A 21709-nucleotide genomic window follows, 5' to 3' on the forward strand; every position below is an offset into this window, starting at 1 on the left:
TTAGGCCTCCGCGGTACCAGGCCAACTTAGGTCGCGGCGCTCGCCCCAGCGGGTGTTGCGTAAGTGCAGGTAATTCGGAGCGAAGCTACAGAAAGCCTTCAGCCGCTCGACATCAAGGATGGTCAACACCCGGTGTTTGAGATGGATGAGGCCAAGAGCACGCAGCTCCCGCAACGTCCGGTTCACGTGCACGTCAGACAGGCCCATCGTGTCGGCTATCTCGGTCTGCGTCAGCGGGAACGCGTAGCTGTTGTCGGTGACCCGTCCCACCGCTTCCAACCGCATGAGGAGTTCGCACAGGAGATGGGCGATGCGCCGATCCGGAGCGCGCCCGCCCATGTTGACGAGCCACTCGCGCAGGACGGCACCATCGACCAGGGAGCACCACCAGAAGGCGCGGGCGATGCTGGGATGGTGGGCTGCGATCTCGTCGATGGCCTGCCGGGGGATGTCCACGATCTGGCACGTCGAGATGGTGCCGATGCTGTGGTCCATCTCGTCGAGGATGAAGACGTTAAGGTCGCAGAAATCGCCCGGCACCAGGAGGGCCATGATCTGGCGCTGGCCGTCCGGGAGCATCTTGTAGCGGCACGCGAAGCCGTCGAGGATCAGCAGGACGTTGTCCGGCTTGTCGCCTTCCTGGATCAGATCCTGGCGTGTGCCGACCTGCCGGACCTTGAGCACTAAGCGGTTCAGGGCCCAGCGAGCCTGCTCGGACAGAGGTTCGAAGCTCTCAAGCTTCCGCGTCAGCGCCTGCTGCATCGGACTGGCCTCATGATTGAGAGAACCCGCTGATCGTCCGAGAGGCGCTCCTCGAAGGAACGCCGAGCCGAGCGGCACCGATCCTGAGAGGGCATCACAAGTACGATTTCGGACGCTCGCGCCCTGCCTGGAAATAGATGAACTGCGCCAAGAAACGCCCCGCCACCCGGACCGGGCGAAGGGACTTGAGTGCGCTCGGTTCGGAAAGGGCCGTGCAAGCGATGAAGGGGCAAGGGACGCTCGCGCGGCCGACTGCGCTCACATCATCGCGGCAACAGCCAGGCACTCATGCCAACAGATAGAGAAACCCATCTGATCAAAAGACAGGATTTGTCGAGGTTCGGCCTGAGTCGCGTCGTGCAACAGGGCGTTCAAGACTGGCATCCCAAAAAATGTCGAGCTGATAGCTATGCCCACGGTGCGCGAACAAAGCGGATGTACTGGGAAAGTGAGAGCGATAGGAGGAATGAATGACTCAAGAACCCATCTTATGATTAAATACGTAGCTAATTTTTGTCTATCGTAGGGATTATCATCAGTTGGTTTGATGCAGGCGCTGATGACTGGGAAAGCTACGCGCTTCCACCTGCGGTGCAGAGTGAAGCAATATGCCGTCAGCTCCCGACCAACACGCCATGACGATGGTTATCCGCAAGCTGAAGAGCATCGCGCCCCTCTTGGATACGGATCGCCGGGCCATCGAGAGCCTGCCAGTGCGGATACACAACCTCGACGCCCGGCAGGACATCGTGCGCGACGGCGACAAGCCCTCGCATTGCTGCTTGATCATCGACGGCTGGGCCTGCCGCTACAAACTCCTCAGCCAGGGCAAGCGGCAGATCCTGTCGTTCCACATCGCGGGCGACATCCCGGATCTCCAGAGCCTGCACGTCCCCACTATGGATCACAGCCTCGGCACGCTGACCAAAGCCACCGTGGCTTTCATCCCGCACGACAGTCTGAGGGACTTGACGGTACGCCACCCTGGCATCGCGGCGATCTTCTGGCGCGACACGTTGATCGATGCGGGGATCTTCCGTGAGTGGTTGGTCAGCATGGGGCAACGCTCGGCCTTCGAGCACGTCGCCCACCTATTCTGCGAGCTGTACCTGAAACTTCAAGCGGTGGGGCTAGCCGGGAACTACCGTTGCCCGCTGCCGGTCACCCAGGCGGATCTCGCCGATGCGCTGGGGCTCACCTCAGTGCACATCAATCGCGTTCTCCAGGAGATGCGCGGCAAAACTCTGATCACGCTCCGGAGCCGGACACTGGTGATCGAGGCGTGGGACGAACTTTTACGCATCTCCGAGTTTGACCCAACGTACCTGCATCTGGAGAGACGGGCGGCCGCATGACCCTTCGCTTACAGCCGGTGCGGGTCGCCACCGGCAGCTACGATATCGACGGGCAGCTGGTCTTCGCCGACGGCTTCCTGGCGGCAGTTCTGGTGAAGCTCTCGGGCTATCACGAGGACATGGCCGGGATGTGGTTTCTGGAAGCGGGCTTCGGATGGGTCGATACCCCAACTCGACCCACCTTCGCCGATCTCGATGCTGCGCAGACCTGGATCGAGGAGCAGTTGGCGCGCGCGGCTTGAGCCCCCACTAGATCTCGGTCCGCCCTCGACGAGACTGCGCTGTCCCGTGCAAGCGCTTCACCTGGGGTGAGGCCAACGGGTCGGCCTCAATCGCGAAGTCGGCGGGCACCGCATCCACGGGCGCGATCCTCGTTTCATCTCCGAGGAGATCGGAGACGGTGGGCTTCCAGCGAGGAGGCAGAGCTGCCGTGCGCCGGTCTGCACGTCCTGCAATGGACGCTGAAGCAGCCGCACGATCACGGGCCGTTCCGGCGCATGCTCAAGCACTCGCATTACGCACAACCATCTTCTTCGAGAGATTTTACGATCTTTTGATGCGTACCGATCAAACGCACAATATATTATCTTGATTCATGTCGTTTTATATAGATTTAAGACTGTACATGATGGCAATCGAATATTACAGCATCAGCGCTGAGAGCCAGCGAGCTCCCGCTTGCGTAAGGGCTTGATATCCGATGCCACTTTTTTTCTTCGACACCGACGACGGCAATTTCCGGTTTGAGGACGATGAGGGTTTTGAATTGCCGAGCCTAGAAGCCGCTCGCATCGAAGCATTGGATGCCTTACCGGATATGGCCCGCAACAAGCTCCCTGACCGGGATCGTCACACGTTTTTGGTTCGGGTGCGCGATGAGGGCGGGACGGTGGTCTACTCCGCCTCGCTCGACTTGGTCGGTGAATGGCATGTCCCACACGCCATCAGCCCGTGATCGGATCGTGCACTAGTCCAAGCCCGCATAGCCGATCGTCATCGCGCCGCTGCCGTACCTCTAGTGACGGGACGAGAACTGAAACTTGATCGTCTTGCGCCCCGTAGAAGGCAGATGGCTCGTAAGCATCGGCTCCCGATGTCGTACCTTACCTCTCGGTCCAACCGTGTGAGTGTAGTGCCGTGCGCCACTCATGCGGGATGCTTCCGGTGGGTTATTACCACAGCTGATGGCCAGAAATTGGAGCAATCGTCCTATTCCTATGCGACGGCGGCTGGAGCTTGGGTGGTCGGCAATATGCGCCGGCGTGAGATTGACACGAAGGTGTGACCACCTCCCAACTTCCTCCCCACGCCACCAAGGCCTCCGCCTCCGGCTGTGCCAGGTCATAAGCATAACTGAAAATGGCGAAAGCACGCCGGCCAAGGTCGAGAACGCCAGCGACGCGCGTGGCGCCACGCTGAACGCACGTCTTACCTATAATGTAAGTTATAAATTTCGCGACAAGAATGCATCAAATGATACTTCGGTCCGTTCGCCGCTAAAACTTAACTCTCGCTTGAAACTAATTTCCGACACGGCTCGTAGAAGTTCGATTTGCCCAATTTTGCTCGGATGTGTATTACAAAAAGTCAATTTCATTCAGGAACTTAGGTAAGATACCTGGGCTTCTCTGTAGGTTCGGGCGGGAGATCCGCCCTATCTGGGAGATTTCAGATGAACAAGACGACGCTTGCGCTTACCGCCGTGTTGTTTGGCAGCTTTGCACTCAGTGCCGGATCCGCATCGGCCGCTCCGATGTCGGTCAACGGTGTCCAGTCCGATGCCGGCATCACGCAGGTGCGCATGATGCACGGCGACCGAATGATGATGGAGAAGAAGATGATGATGAAGAAGAGGATGATGCGGAAGCGGATGATGAAGCGCCGCATGATGAACCGCATGTGAGGCGGTCACCGCGACGTCGGAAGGGCCTCATGGGCCCTTCCACCGCGACCCGCTCCTGTCGTCGACGAGCCCCCCACTTTGCCCCGCACATTCCTGACGCGCTCCGCACCCGACACAGCCGAAGTCGAGCGCCGCCGCTGGATGTTCCGGCACCCTGCCGTCATCCGCCTGACCCACTGGGTCAACACGGTCTGCCTGCTGGTCCTGCTGATGAGCGGCCTGCAGATCTTCAACGCCCACCCGGCATTGTACTGGGGCAAGGTCTCAACCTTCGACACGCCGCTGATGGCGATGTCCTCCACCGAGGACGACCCGCCCAAGGGCGTCACGACCATTTTTGGGAAGACCTTCGATACCACCGGCTGGCTCGGCTCCTCGGCAGGCGCCGACGGCGAGGCGGCCGACCGCGGCTTCCCGGCTTGGGCGACTCTGCCGAGCGACCAGGATCTCACCGGCGGTCGCAGCTGGCACTTCTTCTTCGCCTGGGCCTTCGTCCTGAACGGCCTCGCCTACCTGCTCTACGGGCTAGTCAGCGGACAGCTTCGGTTCCGGGTGATCCCGTCGCGTGACCAGGTCCGCCACTTCGGCTCCTCGGTGTGGGAGCACCTGACGCTGCGCTTCCCTCAAGGCGACGACGCCAAGCGCTACAACGTCATCCAGAAGCTGACCTACCTCGTCGTGCTGTTCGTGCTCTTGCCCGTCCAAGTGCTAGCTGGCTTGGCGATGTCGCCTGCGATGGACGCGGCGTTCCCGATCCTCCTGACGCTGTTCGATGGCCGGCAATCGGCCCGCACGGTCCACTTCGTCGTGGCGGCGCTGCTGGTCCTTTTCGTGGTCGTGCACGTCGCTCTGGTCCTGCTCTCTGGGTTCTGGAACAACATGCGCGGCATGGTCACTGGCTGGTTCGTGATCGAGCGCAAGGTCGAGCCGGTTGGCGATACGGGGGAGCCACGGGCATGAGCCGCCTTCCGAGTCGACGCATTCTCCTGACCGGGGCTTCCGCCGCGGTCGCGGCGGCCATGCTCGGCGGATGCGATCGCCTCGGCAACGCGGAGTGGTTTCAGCGCACGCTCAAGACCGGCGAGGACGCGAACCTGTTCGTCCAGCGCCTGCTCCTCACCGAACGCAGCCTAGCGCCAGAATACGCCGAGGCCGACATCTCGCCCTGGTTCAAGCCGAACGGCACAGAGGCCCCACCCGACAAGGGCTACAAGGCCCTGGCGAGGGGCAAGTTCGCCAAGTACCACCTAGAGGTCGGCGGTCTCGTAGAGGCGCCCTTCAAGCTGTCGCTGGCCGAGCTTCGCAAGCTACCGGCACGCACTCAGATCACCCGGCACGATTGCGTCGAGGGGTGGAGCGCCATTGGCAAATGGACCGGGGTGCCGCTCGCCGACCTCCTATCCCGGGCCAAACTGAAGCCTGAGGCGCGCTACGTGGTGTTCCATTGCGCCGACACCATGGACCAGGGCGAGGATGACGGCGGGGCTGCCACCGCGCAGGATGACGGCCCCAACGAGGCGGTCCCCGCGGGCAACGCCAACCCGGCCATGACCAAGCAGTCGGGCGGTGGGGAGAGCAGAAAGAGTTCCGGTGGCCAGCAGGCGTCGGAGGACACTGCGGTCAGCGGCGGATCGCCGGTCCGGTACTACGAGAGCATTGACCTCGTGGATGCATTCCACCCGCAGACGATCCTCGCCTACGACATGAATGGCAAGTCGCTCCCGGTCTCGAACGGTGCACCGCTACGCCTTCGCGTGGAACGCAACCTCGGCTATAAGCAGGCCAAGTACGTGATGCGGATCGAGGTGGTCGAAAGCTTCGCTCAGATCGGCGAAGGCAAGGGCGGCTACTGGGAGGACCAGGGCTACGCCTGGTATGCTGGCATCTAAGCCGAAGGATCGGACGTGACCTGCGCGATCAGATCCCTGCCAGAAGGATCTGTAAGCCAGCCTGATGCAACCGGCCGGGATCAACCGTCGAGCTGCGTCCCGGCCTTGCCGGCACTCGACCGCGTCGCGGCGGATCTTCCTGAAATGGGTTCGAGCTGAGCCACAGGGAAGCCTCGGTGTGTCCCCGGCGCTCTCGCGGAGTGGTGTTTCATCCGGTTGAACGTCCGTTCGATCGGACGTGACACCCCGCAAAATCAGCATGGCTTCCGCCTTCGTCTCCTACCTGCGGGTCTCGACAGAGCGGCAGGGCCGATCCGGGTTGGGGCTGGAGGCGCAGCGCCGCGCCGTGGCTGACTTCCTCGCCGGCGGCTCCTGGCGCCACGTGGCCGAACTGGTCGAGGTGGAGAGCGGATCCCGGGACAACCGCCCTCGCCTATCCGAGGCCATGGCCCTCTGTCGGCTGCACGGCGCCACGCTGGTTATCGCCAAGCTCGACCGGCTGTCACGCGACGCCGCCTTCCTCCTGAACCTACAGAAGGCCGGCGTGCGGTTTGTCGCGGCCGACATGCCGGAGGCCAACGAGCTCGTGGTCGGCATCATGGCCGTGGTAGCCCAGGCCGAGCGCAAGATGATCTCGACCCGGACCAAGGCTGCGCTGGCGGCTGCGAAAGCGCGAGGCGTGCGCTTGGGCAAGCCGGAGAACCTTTCGAACCGGGAAGCCGGTCAGGTGAGCAGCAGGGCGCGCCAGACCCAGCGGGCCGCGGAACGAGCCCTGGACCTCGCCCCAGTCATCGCCAACGTGCAGGCCGAGGGCGCCATCTCGCTTCGACAGATCGCGGCGGCGCTGAACGCTCGTGGGATCCCGGCGGCCCGAGGTGGGGTGTGGTCGGCTGCTCAAATCCAGAGGGTTCTGGCAAAGGCCTGAGATTGCCGTGTTCCAGATCGGCGCAAAGCGATCGACCACCTACTAGGTAGCTACCAGCTAGCGGATGCTACTAAGAAGCTATTTGGTAGCTCATAGCTACTTGGTAGCCCACGGATAGCTAGCGCCTAGTGCTAGGTATCTGTTAGCTACCTGTTAAGCTACGCATGACGTGCTGCGTAGAGGCATCCGAGCTCGGAGGAACCATGCCCGTCATCGCCTTTGCCAACCCGAAGGGCGGATCTGGAAAATCGACTAGCGCCCTGCTGTTGGCGACCGAACTGGCCACCAAGGGGGCGTCCGTCACCATCATCGATGCCGATCCGGAGCGCTGGATCAGCCAATGGGCGAAGCTGCCAGGCAAGCCTGAGAACGTCACCATCATTAGCGATGTGACTGAGGAGAGCGTGGTCGATGCCATCGATGCTGCTGAACGCGAGGCGGCGTTCGTGATCGTCGATCTGGAGGGGACGGCTAGCTTGTTGGTAGCCAACACCATCGGCATGGCCGATCTGGTGGTGATCCCGACTCAGGGATCCAGCATGGATGCGAAGGGTGCGGCCAAGACCATCCGCCTTATCCGCAACTCGGAGAAGCTGTCTCGTAGGCGGATCGCCCACGCGGTCCTGCTCACGCGCACCGGAGCAGCCATCACCTCCCGTGCTCTGCGCAACGTGCAGGAGCAGCTGCAGGCCGGCGGCATTGCCATGTTCGAGACGGCGATCGTGGAGCGAGCCGCCTTCAAGGACCTATTCGATTTCGGCGGTACGCTAGCAGGGCTTGCAGCGGCACAGACAGGCAATCTCGAAAAAGCGATCCAGAACGCTCGCGAGTTCGCGGGGGAGGTGGTGTCGAAGCTCAAAGCAGCTGCGAACGAAAGGTCGGCAGCGTGATGGCCGGCAAGGAGCGCGCTTCACTCGGGTTCGGCGGCGAGCTCGACGATATTGATCCCTCAGCCTGGGCCAAGCCGAAGCCGCGGGATGACAAGCCTACAGCTGAGGCAACGAGGCAGGCGGCTGAAGCTACCGGGTTCCGAAGTCGAGAACCCGCCAGGGGTGAGCCAATCGTGACGACGCCCCGTCAGCAGCGCCGCCGGCGGACGGGTCGGACAGCCCAGCTGAACCTCAAGCTGAAGCCCGATACGATCGAGACATTCATCCGAGTGGCAGATGCAAATGGATGGGGCCTCGGCGAGGCGTTCGAGCGTGCTGTCGAGTTACTGGAGCAAAGCACCGCCAAAAAATGATAGCTAGTAGCTACCAGTTTGCTTCAGCAGCTGATCCCGCCCGGATCATAGCCTAGTCCGGCCACCGGGACCTATGAACCGTGGTTGGCTGCATCCGGCGGGCGAGCGCCTTCAAGGATCGCTCAAGGAACGGGTTCTTGTCGCTGCGGAGCTACCAGAGGGTAAGGCTACGGCAGCGAGCCTCACAGCCAGAGCATCGTGACCGCCAGGCACGCTACCTGGAACGTAAGCATCACGCTGATGAGGGCCTTGGCTTCTCGGTCGTGGAGCGCCCAATCCTCGCGTTCTTTGCCAGTCATGTTGACGCCGCACTGGCACAACCGGAGTAGGTGAACACCATGCGCCCAGTTGGATCGGTTACGGTGGCGACACGAGGCCGGCCAGGCTTGCTGCTGTCGACCTCGTAGGCCGCGATCGTAGCAGCGTCAGCCTCATCCTTCGCATCGTAGATCCGTGGGGCGCTCCGCGGCACCCCGGCTTTTCCGATGCGATCAATCCTGACGCGGTATGTCATGCCGGGCGCTCCAAATTGAACGCCTGCGCCGTCCCCACGGGTCGGAGGAAACAGGAGGTCGGCGCAGGCGGTGCCAAGGCCGACGGTACTCGGCGGTGACGCGTCAAGATTGCACAGACGCAAGGTCGAGAAACTTAATTCTGACGGTTTTCGATAAACCGTCCGCCAACAACTTGACTCGACTCGGATATACGAGGAACGCCGCGCTGGGTGCTGCGAAACGGCCCTGTGAGCGACACGGTCATCAGACATCGTCCCGATGCATGCTCCCGTTGATCGATCCTCAGGGATTGATAAGCGGGCTATGCTTGTCGCCACCTGTCGGTCCGGACCCGTCGTTGGCCCCCGTGTTGTAGGGATTGGTCTCGTACCGCTGATCCCGCAGCGGATCGGGATAATCCGTCAGCGCGCGCCAGGGTGTGGCCTGGGTGCCGAGGCGAAGGGCGCTCGGGAGGCGGAACAGCCAGAAGGCGAGTGCCATCCACGGGACGACGAAGAACAGAAAAGCGGTCAGACCCATGGCGATCCTTCTGAAGGTGCCGACTGGCTCTGAGAAGATCAGCGGACAGGTCGTTCCTACGCCCGCTGATCTGTATGGGTGTCGTCAAAAGACCGAAGTCGGAGCCGGATCTACGGTGCTCCTCAGGCCTCAGCGGCTTCCTTGGCCTTCCGCGGCCGCCCAGCGCGCTTCGGCTTGTCGGAAACGGCAGCCGCGGGTTCGGCAGCCTTCGGAGAAGCCTTTTTCCGCTGCTGCCCAAGGCCGAGTGCCATAGCGAGCTTAGACCGCTGCTCGGAGTAGCTGGCCGCGGTCATTGGGTAGTCGCGCGGCAGACCGTAGCGTTCGCGGTAGGCCTCGGCGGTCAGTCCCCTGATTGTCAGGTGACGGCGGAGGGTCTTGTACGGCTTACCGTCCTCGAAGCTGATCAGGGCATCCGGAGTGATCGACTTCCGGATCTGTGCAGGGGTGAGCTTTTCGGTTGCCGGAGATGCAGTCGCTCCACCCTGGCCAAGCCCAGTGAGCGCGGCATGGGTGTTTGCGATTAACGCTGCTAGCTCAGCGCCTTGAATGTGATTGTTCGATACGTAGGCTGAGACAATACCGGTCGTCAGCTCAACAAAATCGACGCTTCCGGCATCGGATGTTTCGATCATGTCTGTCATGCCGCACCTGCTCGTGGACTTCAACTACTCATTCTGAATACGGCTAAATTCGGCAGGTTGCCTCAAGCTCATGCGTGTTATTGACGCTAACAGCAGCAGTGAGAGGGAATAACAACGCAATTCGCTTCGTAATTTGAGTGAGATAACTCGCACGAAAGGTTTTGTTAACTAAGATTTCAGTACGCTACCATTGAGCTAATTATAGGTGTCGCCGTGAACCGAGCATTCCCCGTCAGTGCAGAAGATCCGGCCGGTGATTGCCCGGTAACGATTGATACACTCAGCCGGCTCTACCGCGCCGGGCCAGAGGCATTGGCTGATCAGCTCGGGAGCATTCCGGAAGCCACGCGAGAGCGGTTGGCTATCTACCTTTACGGGCGCAGCCACACACGTCAGCTCGGAGTGCAGATCGCAGCGACCTGCGAGGGTGCCAGCTTTCGGCACGTAGCGGGTTTCGTCGGGAATGCGCTACATGATCTCTCACGACAAAACCCGAGCGCGTGGGTGGATGCCATCCCTTCGGCCAGCGGCAAGCGAGGGGTCAGCCTCGAAGGGTCACGAGTTGCGGCGCGCTAGCGCAGGGACTTTCGGCGGTGGTGGGCTCGGTGCCAACAACGCACAGCATATCGTCGCTGACGTGCACTAGGCTCCACCGATATGGGAATTATGACATTACCCTCAAATCGCGTGAGAAGGCTCAGGACGGCCAAGACGTGAATTTGGCCATCCAGTACTTGCCAAGCCATCGAAGGCCGCCAGCGCGCGAATTTGGAGACTGGTACGTGTGTGAGCCCGAGGCAGCGGCTTCGCTACTGGGTTGCTTTAGTCAGTGGCGTGTAGCCGTAGCGGGCGCCGAACCACTCGACCGTCGTCCGAGCGCCTTCGCGGATGTCAGGCTCGTCTGAGGCGACCATCTCGGCAACCACCTCCGCGAAGCTGCCGCTCTCGCCTATCAGGTCGTCGAGGAGGCGTTTGGCTTCGGCCTCGATCTCCTCCTCGGACATGCCGGCGAAGGCATTGGATCTGCGGGCCGCCTCCAGCTTGACGACGCGGGCCTCGATCTCCTTCAGCCGCATGGCAGGACTCCCTCTCGGCGCATCAGGGCGATCGCCCAGGCTTCCCGGTCCGGGGCGATGGCCTCGCCCTCGGTTGCTCCGCGAAAGATCGCGATCAGGCCATCCAACTCCTCGTCCGTGTAGCGGTGTATGCCCGGAGTGAGGCTCGGCCGCTGCTGCTCTAGCCGGACGATGCGGGTCTCAATTTCGCGCAGTCTCATCGACGGATCCCCTCGATTTCAGCCAAGCGTCGGCTCAGGTCCGCCGCCGTGATGGCGTCGATGTGAGCCGAGACCGCCTTGCCGATATCGGCCGCCTCGGAGGGCGTGATCTCGCCGGACGATACGGCCCGCAGGAGTGCGGCCGTCGCCTTCGGCAGGTCGTCGGCCGTCTCGATGGTCGGCAGGTCGAAGGTGATCGAGCGGTCTCGGCGCGGGGACAGCAGGCGGTCGAGGCACAGCTTCATCGCGCCGCCGTCACCGGCGAGCGCCTGCTCGATGGCCTTGCGGGACAACGCCTCGGCCTCGCCCTCGAAGATGGCTTCCAGGGCCAGCGTCGAGCGATTGCGGGAGCCGCGGGGTCGGCCGGCGGGGTTGCCGGACTGGCCGGGCTCGAAGTGGCTATCCTCTCTCGGCATCGGTCAAGCTTTCGGGTGGCTGGCCTGTAAACAACAGGCCAAAAACAGGTCGGATATATAGCACCAGCTATGAAGTTTCACGACATTTTCGTAGGTGGCAGGCCTGGGCTTCGACCCAGCGTCGGCAGCGACAGCATTTGCTCAACCTCTGCGCCCTACCCTGATGCAGGGGGATGAGATGCGAGGCGTAGCCAGTGCCCGCTCTTCCCGCTCGCTCACCCCGAAGCCCCGCCTCGAAGGCGGCAGTCATCTCGCACGGCGGGTGGATGGCCGGGTGCACCATCACCGACATCTCCGTCAGCGGCGCACGGCTGCTAGTGGCTCGGCCGGAGGCTGTACCGGATCAGTTCGAGCTGGCGACCGATCTATCCGGCGGTTCGCGTCGGTGTCGGACGGTGTGGCGCGAAGGCGGACAGATCGGCATCGAGTTCGTCGATTGGGTTTGAACCGGGACCGCTACGGCCGGATCTACGAACCGCTGACTGAACGTCCGTCGCCCTACATTCATCCCCTCATTGGTGAACACCAGGAGGGAGGCGCCTATGGTCGATCCAAGCGGCCTACCGCCCGTGCTGGCAAAACTGATCGCGCCGTGGACTGAGGCGATCGAAGCCTCTGACCCCGGTATGGGCAATCACATCAGGGCGATAGCTGCCCACTGCTTCGAGGCTTTGCGGCGCAGGGTCGAGCTGACGCTTCCGTTGGAACGGGCGTTCGCCACCGCTCGTGCGGAGACCGATGCCCTGGCGGCGGCCATGGATACCAAGCACGGCGTTTCATCCTCGATGCGCCGAGCAGCGCGCAAATCCCTGGCCGATCTGGTTGAGGCCTTGCAACAAGCAGAGCCTAATGCGGTGACCAAAGAGCTTGGGATCGGCTGGTAGCAGTTCGAACGGAACGCAACCCTGACAGGCTCGTTACCGGCCCAGCTTTGGAGGATACCGACGTGAAGCACATCATCGCTGGAGGGCTGATTGCAGCCGGCCTGCTCGCCATCCCGAGTGTGCCAGCCACGGCCCAGAGCATCGACATCGGACCGGGCGGCGTGCGGGTTGATCCGCGCTCACCGCGGGAGCGGGACCGGGACGAGATCCGGCGCGAGGAGCGGCGCGAGGAGTTCCGTGAGGAGCGGCGCGACGCGATCCGCCGTGAAGAGCGTCGTCGTGACCTCGATGATGACCTCCCGCCGCGTCCGCGTGATCGGTACTGAGATCGGCTAACTTGCGATCTGCCTCCGGCGGGGTGCGACCTCCGCTCTGGGCACGGCCGATGCGGCGCAGTTCAGGCCGGTAGGCTGTTTTGATCGCATGCGCCACAATGGTTGACGGGCGGCGTCGACGACGAGGCGCCGTGTCGTCAGCGAAACGGGTTGGCGGGCGCCGGCGGGTTCGCGTGGAGCAGCGTAATAGTCACCCGTCGGTTCGGCGCGAGATAGGGATTGTCGGGGAAAACCGGCTCGGTGTCGGCGCGTCCCACCACGGACATGAAGTTGTCGTTGGGAACCCCGGCGCCCGACAGGATCTTACGCACGGCAAGCGCACGCCCGGCGGTGAGGTTCCAGGGTTCGACGCCCCGCGCCGAGCCCGGGCGAGCGGCGGCCGTGTGGCCGGTGATCGAAAGGCGGTTCGGCAGCCGGCGCAGGGCGGGCGCAAGCGCCTCCAGCACGCGACGGGTGCGCTCGTAGGGATCGACGGAGCCCTCGCGGAACATGGAGCGGCCGTCCTCGTCCACGAGGGACACGTTCACGCCCTCCTTGGTCGGCTCGATCACGATGTTCTTCGACAGCTCGGCGATGTCGGGCATCGACTGAAGCGCCTGCCGGAGGCTGGCTATGGCGCTGAAGTCGGCCTGCACACTGGCGGCGGGGCGGCTAGCATCCAGGTCGCTGGCGCCGCCCAGACTGGTCGCGCGCGCTGTGTCTACAAGCTCGGCAGAGGCCTTCTGCTCGGCAGAGCCTCTGGCTGCATCGCGGGGCGTGGACGGCTTATTGCCTGACGTATCCAGGGCGGTGCCGTACATCATCCCACCAGCGCCGCTTTTTGCAGGGCTCAAAGCACCCGGCGCGAAGTATTCCGCCAACCCGATCTTCTGCTCCTGCGTCGTCATGCTGATCAGCCACATCAGCAGGAAGAACGCCATCATAGCGGTCACGAAGTCCGCATACGCGATCTTCCAGGCCCCGCCATGGTGCCCGTGAGCAGCCTTCTTGACCTTCTTGATGATGATCGTGGCCATCGCGTCCCTGCTGGATACCGGGTCAGTTCTGGGTGGGCAGAGCGGCAGCAGGTACGGCTCGAACGAAGCCACTAATGATCTAGCAAATCACTGATTATGGTTAACGGTGAGTTTAAGGACGGGACCAGAGGATTAACAGATGTTTAGTCCCGGTGTTTGGTGGCGCAGTTTCACTGGAGCAGCTGGGCTCGCCGTAACCTCGCGATCGAGGGCCCGGCGCTCGGCTGAGATGCGGCCAGGATGGGGCATGCGGTCGGGGTCGGGCTTGCGGCGGCTCATGATCAGTCCTTTCGCAGTGAGGATCGGTTAGAAACCGCCATGCAAATCACCACCGAGCTCTCGATCCCGGGGCGTGCTGATGAAGTTTGGGCGGTGCTCGTCGACCTACCGTCGTACCCGCGATGGAACCCGTTCATCCGCAAGGTAGACGGTGAGCTGGCCGAAGGTGCTGCCTGGAAAGCCGAACTGACCCTAGACGGGCGGATCTTCTTCAGCGTCCCAACGGTCATCACGGAGCTGACACCCGGCACGCGGCTGACGTGGCGCGGCGGCCCGCCGAAGCTGATGACCGGCACACACAGCTTCGGTGTGACGGAGGCGTCGGGCGTCGTGACCCTGGAGCAGTCGGAGAGGTTCTCAGGCGCCCTCGTGCCGGTCTTCTTCCCTCTGCTGAAACCGTCGCTGATCCGGCGCTTCGCCGAAATGAACAGGGCTCTGATGTCCGAGGTCGTAAGACGCAGGGTTTCGGAGCGGGTGTGAACGCGAGGGTTGAGACTGAGCTGGGCTCGTTGCTCGGCCGGGTCGAGGTCGGGGCGGAATAGGCCCTGGGCATCAGGGGCGATCACCGGCCGAACTCCCAGATCGGAACGCCCGCAGGCTGACCGGGTAGCCTTCGGTGCGTCAGATGCCCAAACCGGATGTCGGTGTTGGTGATAGCGCGGACGGCGCCCCCAACCCCTAAAACCAAGCCGCCGCAAGCGTCGACCCGAACAATTCCTGCCTTGGGATGGACGCCGAATAACCTGACGGCCGTCCAGCCCAGCGCTTCGGCCGTCTCGCCGAAGGTGTCGAGGAAGGCGACGGCGCGAGCGTAAACCTGAGCCCATTCACCGGGGCGATAATCGGGGCAGGGCAACCGCTCAGGATGAAGGCGGCCGAGACCGGCGCGCCAGAGGGCGAGGCCATCGTTGGTCGGCAGCAGCGGCCCCGAGACCGGGGGCACCGGTAACAGCAACTCGATCTCAGCCCTCCGGATCTCAGACCGGGCCTGCGCCTCTGCGGCCGTGCGCGACAGGCCGCATTCGTACTCCAGGAAGGCGGCGCGCTCGTCGAAGGTCGGCGGCAGCGGGACGGGGGGGGCGGCGGTGGGGCCCTCCGGCAGGGCTTCCGTTCCCGTTTCTCCTCTCAGTTCCCGTTTTAGAGAGAGGGACCGGGAACTGTAAGTGTCTGATCCTGCGGGCTGTTCCCGCTGTTCCCGCTGTTCCCGGCATTCTGCGAGCCACCCTCGCGCGCGCACCCCCGCGCCCGCGCCCGCACACGCCTGGGCAGCTTCGCTTTGATCGGAACCATGTGGCGCGATTGATGGCCGGGAACTCCGGGAACTCCGGGAAATGGCAATGTTTTCAATTACTTGACCGTTCCCGCTATCTGCCTCTTGACCGGGAACGGCGGGAACGGCAGCCGTTTTTCGGGGCGGCTTTTGGCAAGCGCTGGCCGCCTCAATGCCTTCGGAAAGGATGCTGGCGAGGTCCATCAGAGCCGCCCCCCTGCGTGGACAGCAAAGGGGCTTTCTTCCCGGCCGACCATCCTGAACTCAGCTCGCCGGAGAGCGTAGACCTTGAACCGGCCGACCTTCGGGACGAACGTGTGAAAGTTGCAGTCCTTGTCCTTGCGCTTCGCGATCAAGCCCTGCGCGTCGAGGGCGCGGCCGATCTCGGTTTCTTTCAAGGTGCCGCCTGCCGCCTCCACGATGCGGTGGGCCGGGATGTAGACGGCGGTGTCGTCGTACCAAGCGCTCGCATTGCGGTTCGGAGCCTTGGTGCCGATTTCGATCTCAGTCGGCAGCACCTCGCTATCCCACCGCTCCGCAACCCATGCGCGTAGGCTGTTGACGGCCTGTTCCTCCGGATTGAGGGCCGCGGCATCTGTTGAGGCCCCGAACTTCCCCCAAGCCCAATCGACGGTGCTTTTCACGTCCACATTCGCCGGCAGGATGCCGAACCGGCACGCCATCAGACCCGCATTGATGAGGATCGCGAAGGGAAGCGCCGCGCGGCGCATGGCGCTGTCCGCTCCGGGCCCCGCCAGCTTGTCCGCGGCCTGATTGATCGCCTGGCGGATCTGCTCGGCCTGTAGGTGATAGCCTAGCTCGATGAGCTTGCGGACGAACGCGGGCCCCGCGTGGCCGTAGTGCTGATCGCAGGCTTGGATCCGGGCCATAACCGCCTGGTCCACCGCTCGGTCGACGTTCGTAATGTCGACGTCGGGGATGCGTGCAGCCATGCCGCCGTACCACTCGCCCCCGTCGCCCCGGACCTTCTCCTCGAGCGATTTTTCAGCCGATAGGACGATGAAGGTTGACCATGTGTGCGACGCTCGGAGCTGCGCGTCCGCCGTCATCCGGCTTTTACCGACGCCGCTGGCGAGGCTGTAAATGTTCTTGCCCAACTCCTTGCCGGTGACGTGCCCCAACTCGTCCAGGGCCAAGATCGTCCCACTGGCGCGGGCGGCCATGCCCTCTACGCCGTTCGCTGTGGCGCGGGCGCTCTGCAACAGGCTGTCGCGCTTATCGAGGGCGGCGCGAGACCACGCCGAAACCGCGAGGCGCTGCGCGGTCGTCTTCCCGCCGGAGGTCGTACCACTGAGGTTCACGCCGCAGGTGTCGAGGCCGGTGAGGGCGACCAAAGGGGCGGCGAACCCCGCGATCGCGCCGAGCGCCCAATGCGGGCAGCGGGTGACGCTTGCGGCGGCTGAGACTGCCGCCTGCCACCCCTCCAATGTACCGCCGACGGCGACCGCTTCGCTGATGCGCGAGCTGATGGACAGTTCTAGAGCTTGGTTGTCCGGCGCGCCGATCACTTCGCCGCTTGGGCAGACGAAAAACCGATCCAACGAGCCGTCGAGGCTGTGCCAGCCAGGGGTGCGGACGACGGCTATTTCGTTCTGCGGGTCGGCAGCCTTCAAGACCTTGACCGCGATCAGGTCGCCATCGTCTTCGGTCCGCAACCCGGCCGCGTACAGCATGGCGCGCGTCTCGGAGGCGCCTTGCTTAGCGAAGTCGGCCCGGCTCACGTCGATTGCGCGGCATCGGCCGCCCATGTCCTCGACCGTGATACGAAGGCCGTAGGCGTCGGCTTGGTCTAGGTAGCGGATCCGAGCCGGGACCCCGAACGGCGTTGAGATGGGAGACAGGATGAGCTGTCCCTCCTCGTCCTTCACCCACTTATGGGCCTTCACCCGCCCGGTCTTCGTCAGCTTGTATGTGAGCGTGAAGGTATCGAGCTCCGGCAGCGGATAGTCTCGTTCGGCCTGGGCGAGATTGTTCAGACCTTCGACGCGCTGGCGCTCGTCTCGGATCTCCTCGTCGGTCGGCCGATAGGCTACGGCGGCGAGGATACCGGCCCGTACCGCCTCGGCGCCCTGCGTGTTGTGGACGTCCAGCCAATCCGTGCTCGTGCCGGGCTCTCCCGCGATCGCAATCGCGACGCTAGCGCGCTTGTGGTTGCGGATGCCGAAGATCCGACCGGCTTGCTCGCCCCTCCGGCTCGGCTCCGGCTGCATGATCTTAGGGGCCTCGTCCCGGTCCGCCGCGACCGTGACGCGCTTTGTCTCGGGCCAAGGCGCGAACGCCTCGATCCCTCCCGCGTTGATCGCAGCAGCCACGTAAGCCCGGCCGTCCGCGATTTCGGCCTGGAAGGCATGGGCGACAGCGGCGCCGGTCTCGATCCCCTCCGCAATGAGGCACCAAGGGGCCCGGCGGGCATCACCCCAGATCACGGACCGGCCGGCGGTGCTCTCCTCACCGACTCGTTTGGCTGACTTTTTTGCGTCTCGCTCGATGCCGTTCGGGCCCCGCCCCAGATCGGCTTTCCCGGCTCCGGCGGGGGCGACGTAGATCCGGTGTGCGTGTTGGCGCCCAGTCGCATCGACCGTGCCGAACACGGCGCACGGAAAATCGCCTACGTGAACCGGCTTGCCCGTACCCTTGCCTCTTGGCGGATCGTAGTAGCCGAGCCCCTTGAGCCCGACCACGGGCGTCATCGGCATCAGCACGGCGGTAGCGTCGATCCCGAGACGGTGGGCCAGGTAGGCGCGCGGCAGCATCTCGTCGCGGCGCTCGGGTCTGGCCTTCAGCAGGCTTTCAGCGTCGGTAGCCTGAAACTGGCCGTCGCCGGGCCGCTCGCGGATGAGGTCCGTGCGGCCGACGATCTCCACGCACCTGATCTTGGCCTGCTCCTCGTCCAGGCCCTCAACTTTCATGGCGATGTCGAAGACGCTGTCGGTCTTGCCGCCAGTGCAGGTGCAGATCGCCCGCCCTTTGCTGTTGAGCCGCCAATCGTCTGCGCCGCCATGGTGGGGGTAGGGGCAGCGGATGTGGTCACGTTGGCCGGCGCGCCAGGGGATCCCCAGTGAGTTGACGATCTCGACTTCGTGCCCCTCGATGGCAGCACGCGCATCTTTCCATGAGACGTAGCGAGTGATCTCGGCCGTCATTCTGCCGGCCCTCCTTCACGGTGTGAGGACACGGGGCGGCGGCGCTCAGCCACGAGACGGCGACCCTCTTCGAGGGCGATGACGTCCAAGGCTACGTCCATGACGGCGTTGTGCGCGGCCTGGAGTGCCGTCGCGACGGCGTAGAGGTCGGCGACTTCAGTCTCTGCGAGGGCGAGCGCCCGGGGGATCCCGCCGAGCGTGCCGATGATCGCGCGAGCTAAGGGCATGGGGTGCCCCCATCGTGCAGAGGTCCGCCTGGGAGCCGCACCGCGACTCGAAGCTGTGCTTCCCGCTGGGCGACGCCGGGGCAACACTGGCAGTGGCCGTGCCAGAGAGCGGCCAGTTCCGCCTCGGTGGCGGCGCTGCCGTCCTCGTCCGCCGGGCCTGGCAGGAACGCCCGCATCCTGACGCCGGGCGCGATGCTCTTGATCAGGATGAACGGGACCGTGCCCGGCTCGGTGAAGATCTGCGCGCCGTGAATGGCTTCGAGTTGCGCCATCTCAGGGCGCCCCGCGCGACGGTAGCGGTAGGTCCGGTGCGGGAACCGATCGAAGAACTTCCGATCTGCATCCGTGATGCGTTCGGCGTCGGCGGCTACACGCTGCATGACCCGCCGCCGCTGCCGGGGTAGGCTGGCGGCGATGATGTTCGTGGCTTCGCCGGTGCTGTTGAAGCGGGGGGCCGGGAAGGGCTTGTGTGCTTGCGTCATCGGCCGCCCCCGTCATGCTGAGCGGGCCGGAGGGCCTGGGCGGCGGTGTTGGCGGTCATCAGCGCCGCGGCGGCCCCGCGCAGGGCGTAGCAGAGCCCACGGGTGTCCCGGGCCAGGGCGAACTCGCCTGCGGCGCGGACATAGCTCTCGGCGACGGCTGCGGCCTCGGCCACCGCGTCGAACATCAGGCTGGTCGTGGGGGAGATGGGGGCGGGCACTGCCATCAGCGTGCCTCCCGAATTTCAGGGCCGATGCCGGCGAGGTTGGCGAGGACGGCGGCGACGGGATCCGACACGCGGCACCGATCGGCCAGGCGTCGTTCAATGCGGGCCTGCACGGTGGCCGTGTCGGGGATGGCCTCGTGGGGCCGGATGGCGAGGGAACGGCTGTAGGGCTTGGGCTTCACGATTGGCTCCTTTGAGTAGGGAGCCGGTCCGGAAATCCTTGAGACTGCGCGTCGGGTGATATATCTACGCCGTTGCTGATGCGTCGTAGAGAACACCCGCCGTCGGTCCTGATCTCAGGGCCGGCGGTTTTTCGTTAGGCGGCGATGGCGTCGGACTTCATGCCGAGCAGCCGACGGGCCACGTGCGCCGGCACGAACACGGCGCGGCCGATCTTCACCGCCTCCACGTCCCCGGCCTCAATCGCGCCGTAGAGGCCGCCGCGGCTCATGCCGATTGCTTCCGCGAGCGGGGCGACGCGCACGTTCTTCCCGTCTCGGATCCTGGCGAAAATATCGTCCCTCGGCATGCGGCCCGAGGGCGTCGAGGCGGCGACATGCGCCACAGGTTCTAATTCCGTCTGCATTCTGCGCTCCGCTAGACCGGGGGCTGCACATACATAGGCACAAGCCTGCGGTTAGCGCAAGTAAACTGCTGTCCCCCGTCTAGCGTTTTTTCGTTGACGCCATCCCAGTCCCCAGAGTAGGGCTATCTCAGCGCACGGGAGCTATCCCGACGGACAGGGGTGACAATCGTGAGACAGCTAGCGCCAGAGGCCGAGGGCAAGCGGTTCTCAATCGGCTTCCGCACGACCAAAACCGCTAAGGACCGCATTGAAACAGAGGCAAAAGCGAACGGCCGATCTGTTGCTCAAGAGATAGAGTACAGAATTGATGCGGGTTATCGCATCCTAGATGCCAACCGGGCTGTTGAAAAAGCAAACTCTGTCGCGGATGTATTGCTTGGAGACGAGAATACCGCCGAAATGCTCCGATCATTTTCTGCAGTTGTTGGAGCCATCATGGCCTACACCGGCAAGCATTGGAGTGACGATGTATATACAAGGTTGGCTGTGCAATCTGGCATAGAGGAAGCATTGTGGGGTCACTTTTCTAAAGAGCCTTTAGATATTTCCCGAGAAGAAATTGATCTTGATAGAGCTAGTAAAACGCAGAGTCTTGGGAAATTCTACGGTCGAATGATTGTGGCTGCGATCAGGGATCCGGCTATTGAAGCCGCGATTGAGGAGATGTCCAAGGAAAGCTCAGAGCCGAACGCGCAGGCAAAGGCACAAAAAATGGTCGATGACATTCTAGGTAAATGAGAAATATTTTGACGCAGGTGACACTAGCTGTCCCTGTTGACATCGGCGGTGGTACTATGACCGTTCCGCGTATTACGTTCTAGGGTATCGGCGCGTTACTCTCACGCAAGTCGTGAGAGGCTGCCATGCGAACAGGAACACTGACCCGAACCCGGATTTTTCGCGCGGATCCCGCGCTGGATGCCGCGCTTGAGGCCGGCGCCGCCCGTGAGGGCATGAAGGTCTCGGCCTTCCTGCGGGAGGCGCTGCGGTGCGCCTTGGCTTCCTCCCCGCCTCCGCGCGGCGGATCGCACTCGATGCAGGCCGCGGCCTGATGGGCGAGGTCCACACCCTCAAGCCTCACGTGAGCGCCTCGCAGTCGGGCACCACCTCCGGGCCGGCCACTTATCCAGCGTTGACCCATGAGCAGGCGCGCGTGGATCTCGTGTTCGGCTTGCGGGCTTGCCACGACCACCTGGGCGCCCTGATCCGCCGCGTTGAGGAGGGGTGCCCCGTCGTCGAGGCGATGGCTCGCGCCAAGGTGCTTAACGAGGGCCTGGAAGCGTCCGGCCGGGTGCTGACTGCTTTCCACCAGATCGGCGATCCGCCGCTCCCCGAGGGGGCATGACGGTGAACGCTCCTGCCCCGCCCCTCTCCGGCATCTCCCTGGTCCCCGTGCCGACTGAGCACGTCGCGACGCTCTGGCCTCAGGCCGAGGGGCATCTGCGCCGGGCGTGCGCGCGGTCCGTGGGCGACATGTCGCCGGAGACGCTGTTTCGCGACTGCGCGGCCGGGACAAGCGCCCTCGTCGTCATCGTGGATATGCGGACGGACCCCTCGACCATGCCGGCCGCCGCCGTCGTTCACTTCCCGCGGCAGGCTGACGGGTCACTCGCCTGCGAGCTGCGCGCCGCGGGCGGGCGGGCCTTGGCGCTCTGGCGGCATGTCGTCCCCGAATTCGAGGCGTGGGCGCGCCACGTCGGCGCGGCCTCCGTGCGCCTGTGCGGGCGCCGGGGCTGGGAGCGCGTGTTCCCGGGCTACCGGGCTCGCCCGCTCGTCTCGCTCGTGAAGGAACTCTGAA

30 protein-coding genes are annotated in these 21709 nt (G+C 63.8%); 16 read left to right on the plus strand and 14 right to left on the minus strand.

Annotation, left to right across the window (positions count from 1 at the left end):
* Entirely contained in the window at positions 1-762 is a 762-nt protein-coding gene (locus BM228_RS27250) for a Crp/Fnr family transcriptional regulator (protein ID WP_092045545.1), read from the minus strand.
* Between the two features lie 608 nt (positions 763-1370).
* Here BM228_RS27250 and BM228_RS27255 point away from each other — a divergent pair.
* The 9 genes from BM228_RS27255 (at position 1371) to BM228_RS27295 (ending at position 8077) form a co-directional block, all read left to right on the plus strand.
* Positions 1371-2117: a Crp/Fnr family transcriptional regulator gene (locus BM228_RS27255; RefSeq protein ID WP_092045547.1), complete on the plus strand. Its 747-nt coding sequence runs from the start codon at positions 1371-1373 to the stop codon at positions 2115-2117.
* Positions 2114-2359: a hypothetical protein gene (locus tag BM228_RS27260; protein WP_092045549.1), complete on the plus strand. Its 246-nt coding sequence runs from the start codon at positions 2114-2116 to the stop codon at positions 2357-2359. Before BM228_RS27255 ends, BM228_RS27260 begins: the two co-directional genes overlap by 4 nt.
* Before the next feature lie 458 nt (positions 2360-2817).
* The gene (locus BM228_RS27265; protein WP_092045551.1) at positions 2818-3072 is read left to right on the plus strand and encodes a DUF6894 family protein; all 255 of its coding nucleotides are present in this window, start codon (positions 2818-2820) and stop codon (positions 3070-3072) included.
* A gap of 717 nt (positions 3073-3789) precedes the next feature.
* The gene (locus tag BM228_RS27270) at positions 3790-4020 is read left to right on the plus strand and encodes a hypothetical protein (RefSeq protein ID WP_092045553.1); all 231 of its coding nucleotides are present in this window, start codon (positions 3790-3792) and stop codon (positions 4018-4020) included.
* A gap of 78 nt (positions 4021-4098) precedes the next feature.
* Positions 4099-4980: a cytochrome b/b6 domain-containing protein gene (locus BM228_RS27275; protein ID WP_425285007.1), complete on the plus strand. Its 882-nt coding sequence runs from the start codon at positions 4099-4101 to the stop codon at positions 4978-4980.
* On the plus strand, positions 4977-5909 hold the full coding sequence (locus BM228_RS27280; protein WP_092045555.1) for a molybdopterin-dependent oxidoreductase: 933 nt from the start codon (positions 4977-4979) through the stop codon (positions 5907-5909). Before BM228_RS27275 ends, BM228_RS27280 begins: the two co-directional genes overlap by 4 nt.
* A gap of 259 nt (positions 5910-6168) precedes the next feature.
* Positions 6169-6834, plus strand: a complete 666-nt coding sequence (locus BM228_RS27285; protein WP_092045557.1) for a recombinase family protein — start codon at positions 6169-6171, stop codon at positions 6832-6834.
* Positions 6835-7037: 203 nt separating this feature from the next.
* A complete protein-coding gene (locus BM228_RS27290) occupies positions 7038-7724 on the plus strand; it encodes a ParA family protein (protein WP_092045559.1) in 687 nt (228 codons plus the stop codon).
* Positions 7724-8077 carry a stability/partitioning determinant gene (locus BM228_RS27295; protein ID WP_244537326.1) on the plus strand — a complete coding sequence of 118 codons (354 nt, stop codon included), beginning with the start codon at positions 7724-7726 and terminating at the stop codon, positions 8075-8077. The genes BM228_RS27290 and BM228_RS27295 overlap by 1 nt, the downstream gene beginning before the upstream one ends.
* A 797-nt stretch (positions 8078-8874) precedes the next feature.
* Here BM228_RS27295 and BM228_RS27300 read toward each other — a convergent pair.
* The 5 genes from BM228_RS27300 to BM228_RS27320 form a co-directional block, all read right to left on the minus strand.
* Positions 8875-9111 (minus strand): hypothetical protein, encoded by a 237-nt coding sequence (locus BM228_RS27300; RefSeq protein WP_092045563.1) that lies wholly within the window; start codon positions 9109-9111, stop codon positions 8875-8877.
* 122 nt (positions 9112-9233) lie between these two features.
* Positions 9234-9752 (minus strand): Ros/MucR family transcriptional regulator, encoded by a 519-nt coding sequence (locus BM228_RS27305; RefSeq protein ID WP_092045565.1) that lies wholly within the window; start codon positions 9750-9752, stop codon positions 9234-9236.
* An 809-nt stretch (positions 9753-10561) separates the two neighbouring features.
* Positions 10562-10828 carry a hypothetical protein gene (locus tag BM228_RS27310; protein ID WP_092045567.1) on the minus strand — a complete coding sequence of 89 codons (267 nt, stop codon included), beginning with the start codon at positions 10826-10828 and terminating at the stop codon, positions 10562-10564.
* Positions 10819-11028, minus strand: a complete 210-nt coding sequence (locus tag BM228_RS27315) for a hypothetical protein (protein ID WP_092045569.1) — start codon at positions 11026-11028, stop codon at positions 10819-10821. The genes BM228_RS27310 and BM228_RS27315 overlap by 10 nt, the downstream gene beginning before the upstream one ends.
* Positions 11025-11444 (minus strand): DUF5681 domain-containing protein, encoded by a 420-nt coding sequence (locus BM228_RS27320; RefSeq protein WP_092045571.1) that lies wholly within the window; start codon positions 11442-11444, stop codon positions 11025-11027. Before BM228_RS27320 ends, BM228_RS27315 begins: the two co-directional genes overlap by 4 nt.
* Positions 11445-11638: 194 nt before the next feature.
* On the opposite strand from BM228_RS27320, the gene BM228_RS36160 reads away from it, so the two are divergent.
* The 3 genes from BM228_RS36160 to BM228_RS27335 all read left to right on the plus strand — a co-directional run bounded on the left by BM228_RS36160 (position 11639) and on the right by BM228_RS27335 (position 12654).
* Positions 11639-11890, plus strand: coding sequence for a PilZ domain-containing protein (locus tag BM228_RS36160; protein WP_139234223.1), 252 nt, complete (start codon positions 11639-11641; stop codon positions 11888-11890).
* A 96-nt stretch (positions 11891-11986) separates the two neighbouring features.
* Positions 11987-12328 carry a hypothetical protein gene (locus tag BM228_RS27330; RefSeq protein ID WP_092045575.1) on the plus strand — a complete coding sequence of 114 codons (342 nt, stop codon included), beginning with the start codon at positions 11987-11989 and terminating at the stop codon, positions 12326-12328.
* Positions 12329-12390: 62 nt separating this feature from the next.
* Entirely contained in the window at positions 12391-12654 is a 264-nt protein-coding gene (locus BM228_RS27335) for a hypothetical protein (protein WP_092045610.1), read from the plus strand.
* 146 nt (positions 12655-12800) lie between these two features.
* Here the strand turns inward: BM228_RS27335 and BM228_RS27340 are convergent, their stop codons facing one another.
* Positions 12801-13679, minus strand: a complete 879-nt coding sequence (locus BM228_RS27340; RefSeq protein ID WP_092045577.1) for a flagellar motor protein MotB — start codon at positions 13677-13679, stop codon at positions 12801-12803.
* Positions 13680-13997: 318 nt separating this feature from the next.
* On the opposite strand from BM228_RS27340, the gene BM228_RS27345 reads away from it, so the two are divergent.
* A complete protein-coding gene (locus BM228_RS27345) occupies positions 13998-14438 on the plus strand; it encodes an SRPBCC domain-containing protein (RefSeq protein WP_092045579.1) in 441 nt (146 codons plus the stop codon).
* A gap of 82 nt (positions 14439-14520) precedes the next feature.
* Here BM228_RS27345 and BM228_RS35580 read toward each other — a convergent pair whose 3' ends face one another.
* The 7 genes from BM228_RS35580 to BM228_RS27380 form a co-directional block, all read right to left on the minus strand.
* Complete coding sequence (locus tag BM228_RS35580) at positions 14521-15432, minus strand: hypothetical protein (protein ID WP_244537327.1); 912 nt, start codon at positions 15430-15432, stop codon at positions 14521-14523.
* Entirely contained in the window at positions 15432-18392 is a 2961-nt protein-coding gene (locus tag BM228_RS27355; protein ID WP_092045581.1) for a DUF927 domain-containing protein, read from the minus strand. Before BM228_RS27355 ends, BM228_RS35580 begins: the two co-directional genes overlap by 1 nt.
* Positions 18389-18619 (minus strand): hypothetical protein, encoded by a 231-nt coding sequence (locus tag BM228_RS27360; protein WP_092045583.1) that lies wholly within the window; start codon positions 18617-18619, stop codon positions 18389-18391. Before BM228_RS27360 ends, BM228_RS27355 begins: the two co-directional genes overlap by 4 nt.
* Entirely contained in the window at positions 18610-19101 is a 492-nt protein-coding gene (locus BM228_RS27365) for a hypothetical protein (RefSeq protein WP_092045585.1), read from the minus strand. Before BM228_RS27365 ends, BM228_RS27360 begins: the two co-directional genes overlap by 10 nt.
* Positions 19098-19325, minus strand: a complete 228-nt coding sequence (locus BM228_RS27370; RefSeq protein ID WP_092045587.1) for a hypothetical protein — start codon at positions 19323-19325, stop codon at positions 19098-19100. The genes BM228_RS27365 and BM228_RS27370 overlap by 4 nt, the downstream gene beginning before the upstream one ends.
* On the minus strand, positions 19325-19507 hold the full coding sequence (locus BM228_RS27375) for a hypothetical protein (RefSeq protein ID WP_092045589.1): 183 nt from the start codon (positions 19505-19507) through the stop codon (positions 19325-19327). The genes BM228_RS27370 and BM228_RS27375 overlap by 1 nt, the downstream gene beginning before the upstream one ends.
* A gap of 134 nt (positions 19508-19641) precedes the next feature.
* The gene (locus BM228_RS27380) at positions 19642-19911 is read right to left on the minus strand and encodes a hypothetical protein (protein ID WP_139234224.1); all 270 of its coding nucleotides are present in this window, start codon (positions 19909-19911) and stop codon (positions 19642-19644) included.
* Positions 19912-20079: 168 nt separating this feature from the next.
* Here BM228_RS27380 and BM228_RS34125 point away from each other — a divergent pair, with 168 nt between their 5' ends.
* From BM228_RS34125 to BM228_RS27390, 3 genes are all read left to right on the plus strand, one after another.
* The gene (locus BM228_RS34125; protein WP_139234225.1) at positions 20080-20649 is read left to right on the plus strand and encodes a hypothetical protein; all 570 of its coding nucleotides are present in this window, start codon (positions 20080-20082) and stop codon (positions 20647-20649) included.
* A 250-nt stretch (positions 20650-20899) separates the two neighbouring features.
* Positions 20900-21256, plus strand: coding sequence for a hypothetical protein (locus BM228_RS27385; RefSeq protein ID WP_139234226.1), 357 nt, complete (start codon positions 20900-20902; stop codon positions 21254-21256).
* Complete coding sequence (locus BM228_RS27390) at positions 21253-21708, plus strand: hypothetical protein (protein ID WP_092045595.1); 456 nt, start codon at positions 21253-21255, stop codon at positions 21706-21708. Before BM228_RS27385 ends, BM228_RS27390 begins: the two co-directional genes overlap by 4 nt.
* The last annotated feature ends 1 nt before the right edge of the window (position 21709 follow it).

This window comes from Methylobacterium pseudosasicola (genome assembly GCF_900114535.1).
In the GTDB taxonomy this organism is placed as follows: Bacteria; Pseudomonadota; Alphaproteobacteria; order Rhizobiales; family Beijerinckiaceae; genus Methylobacterium; species Methylobacterium pseudosasicola.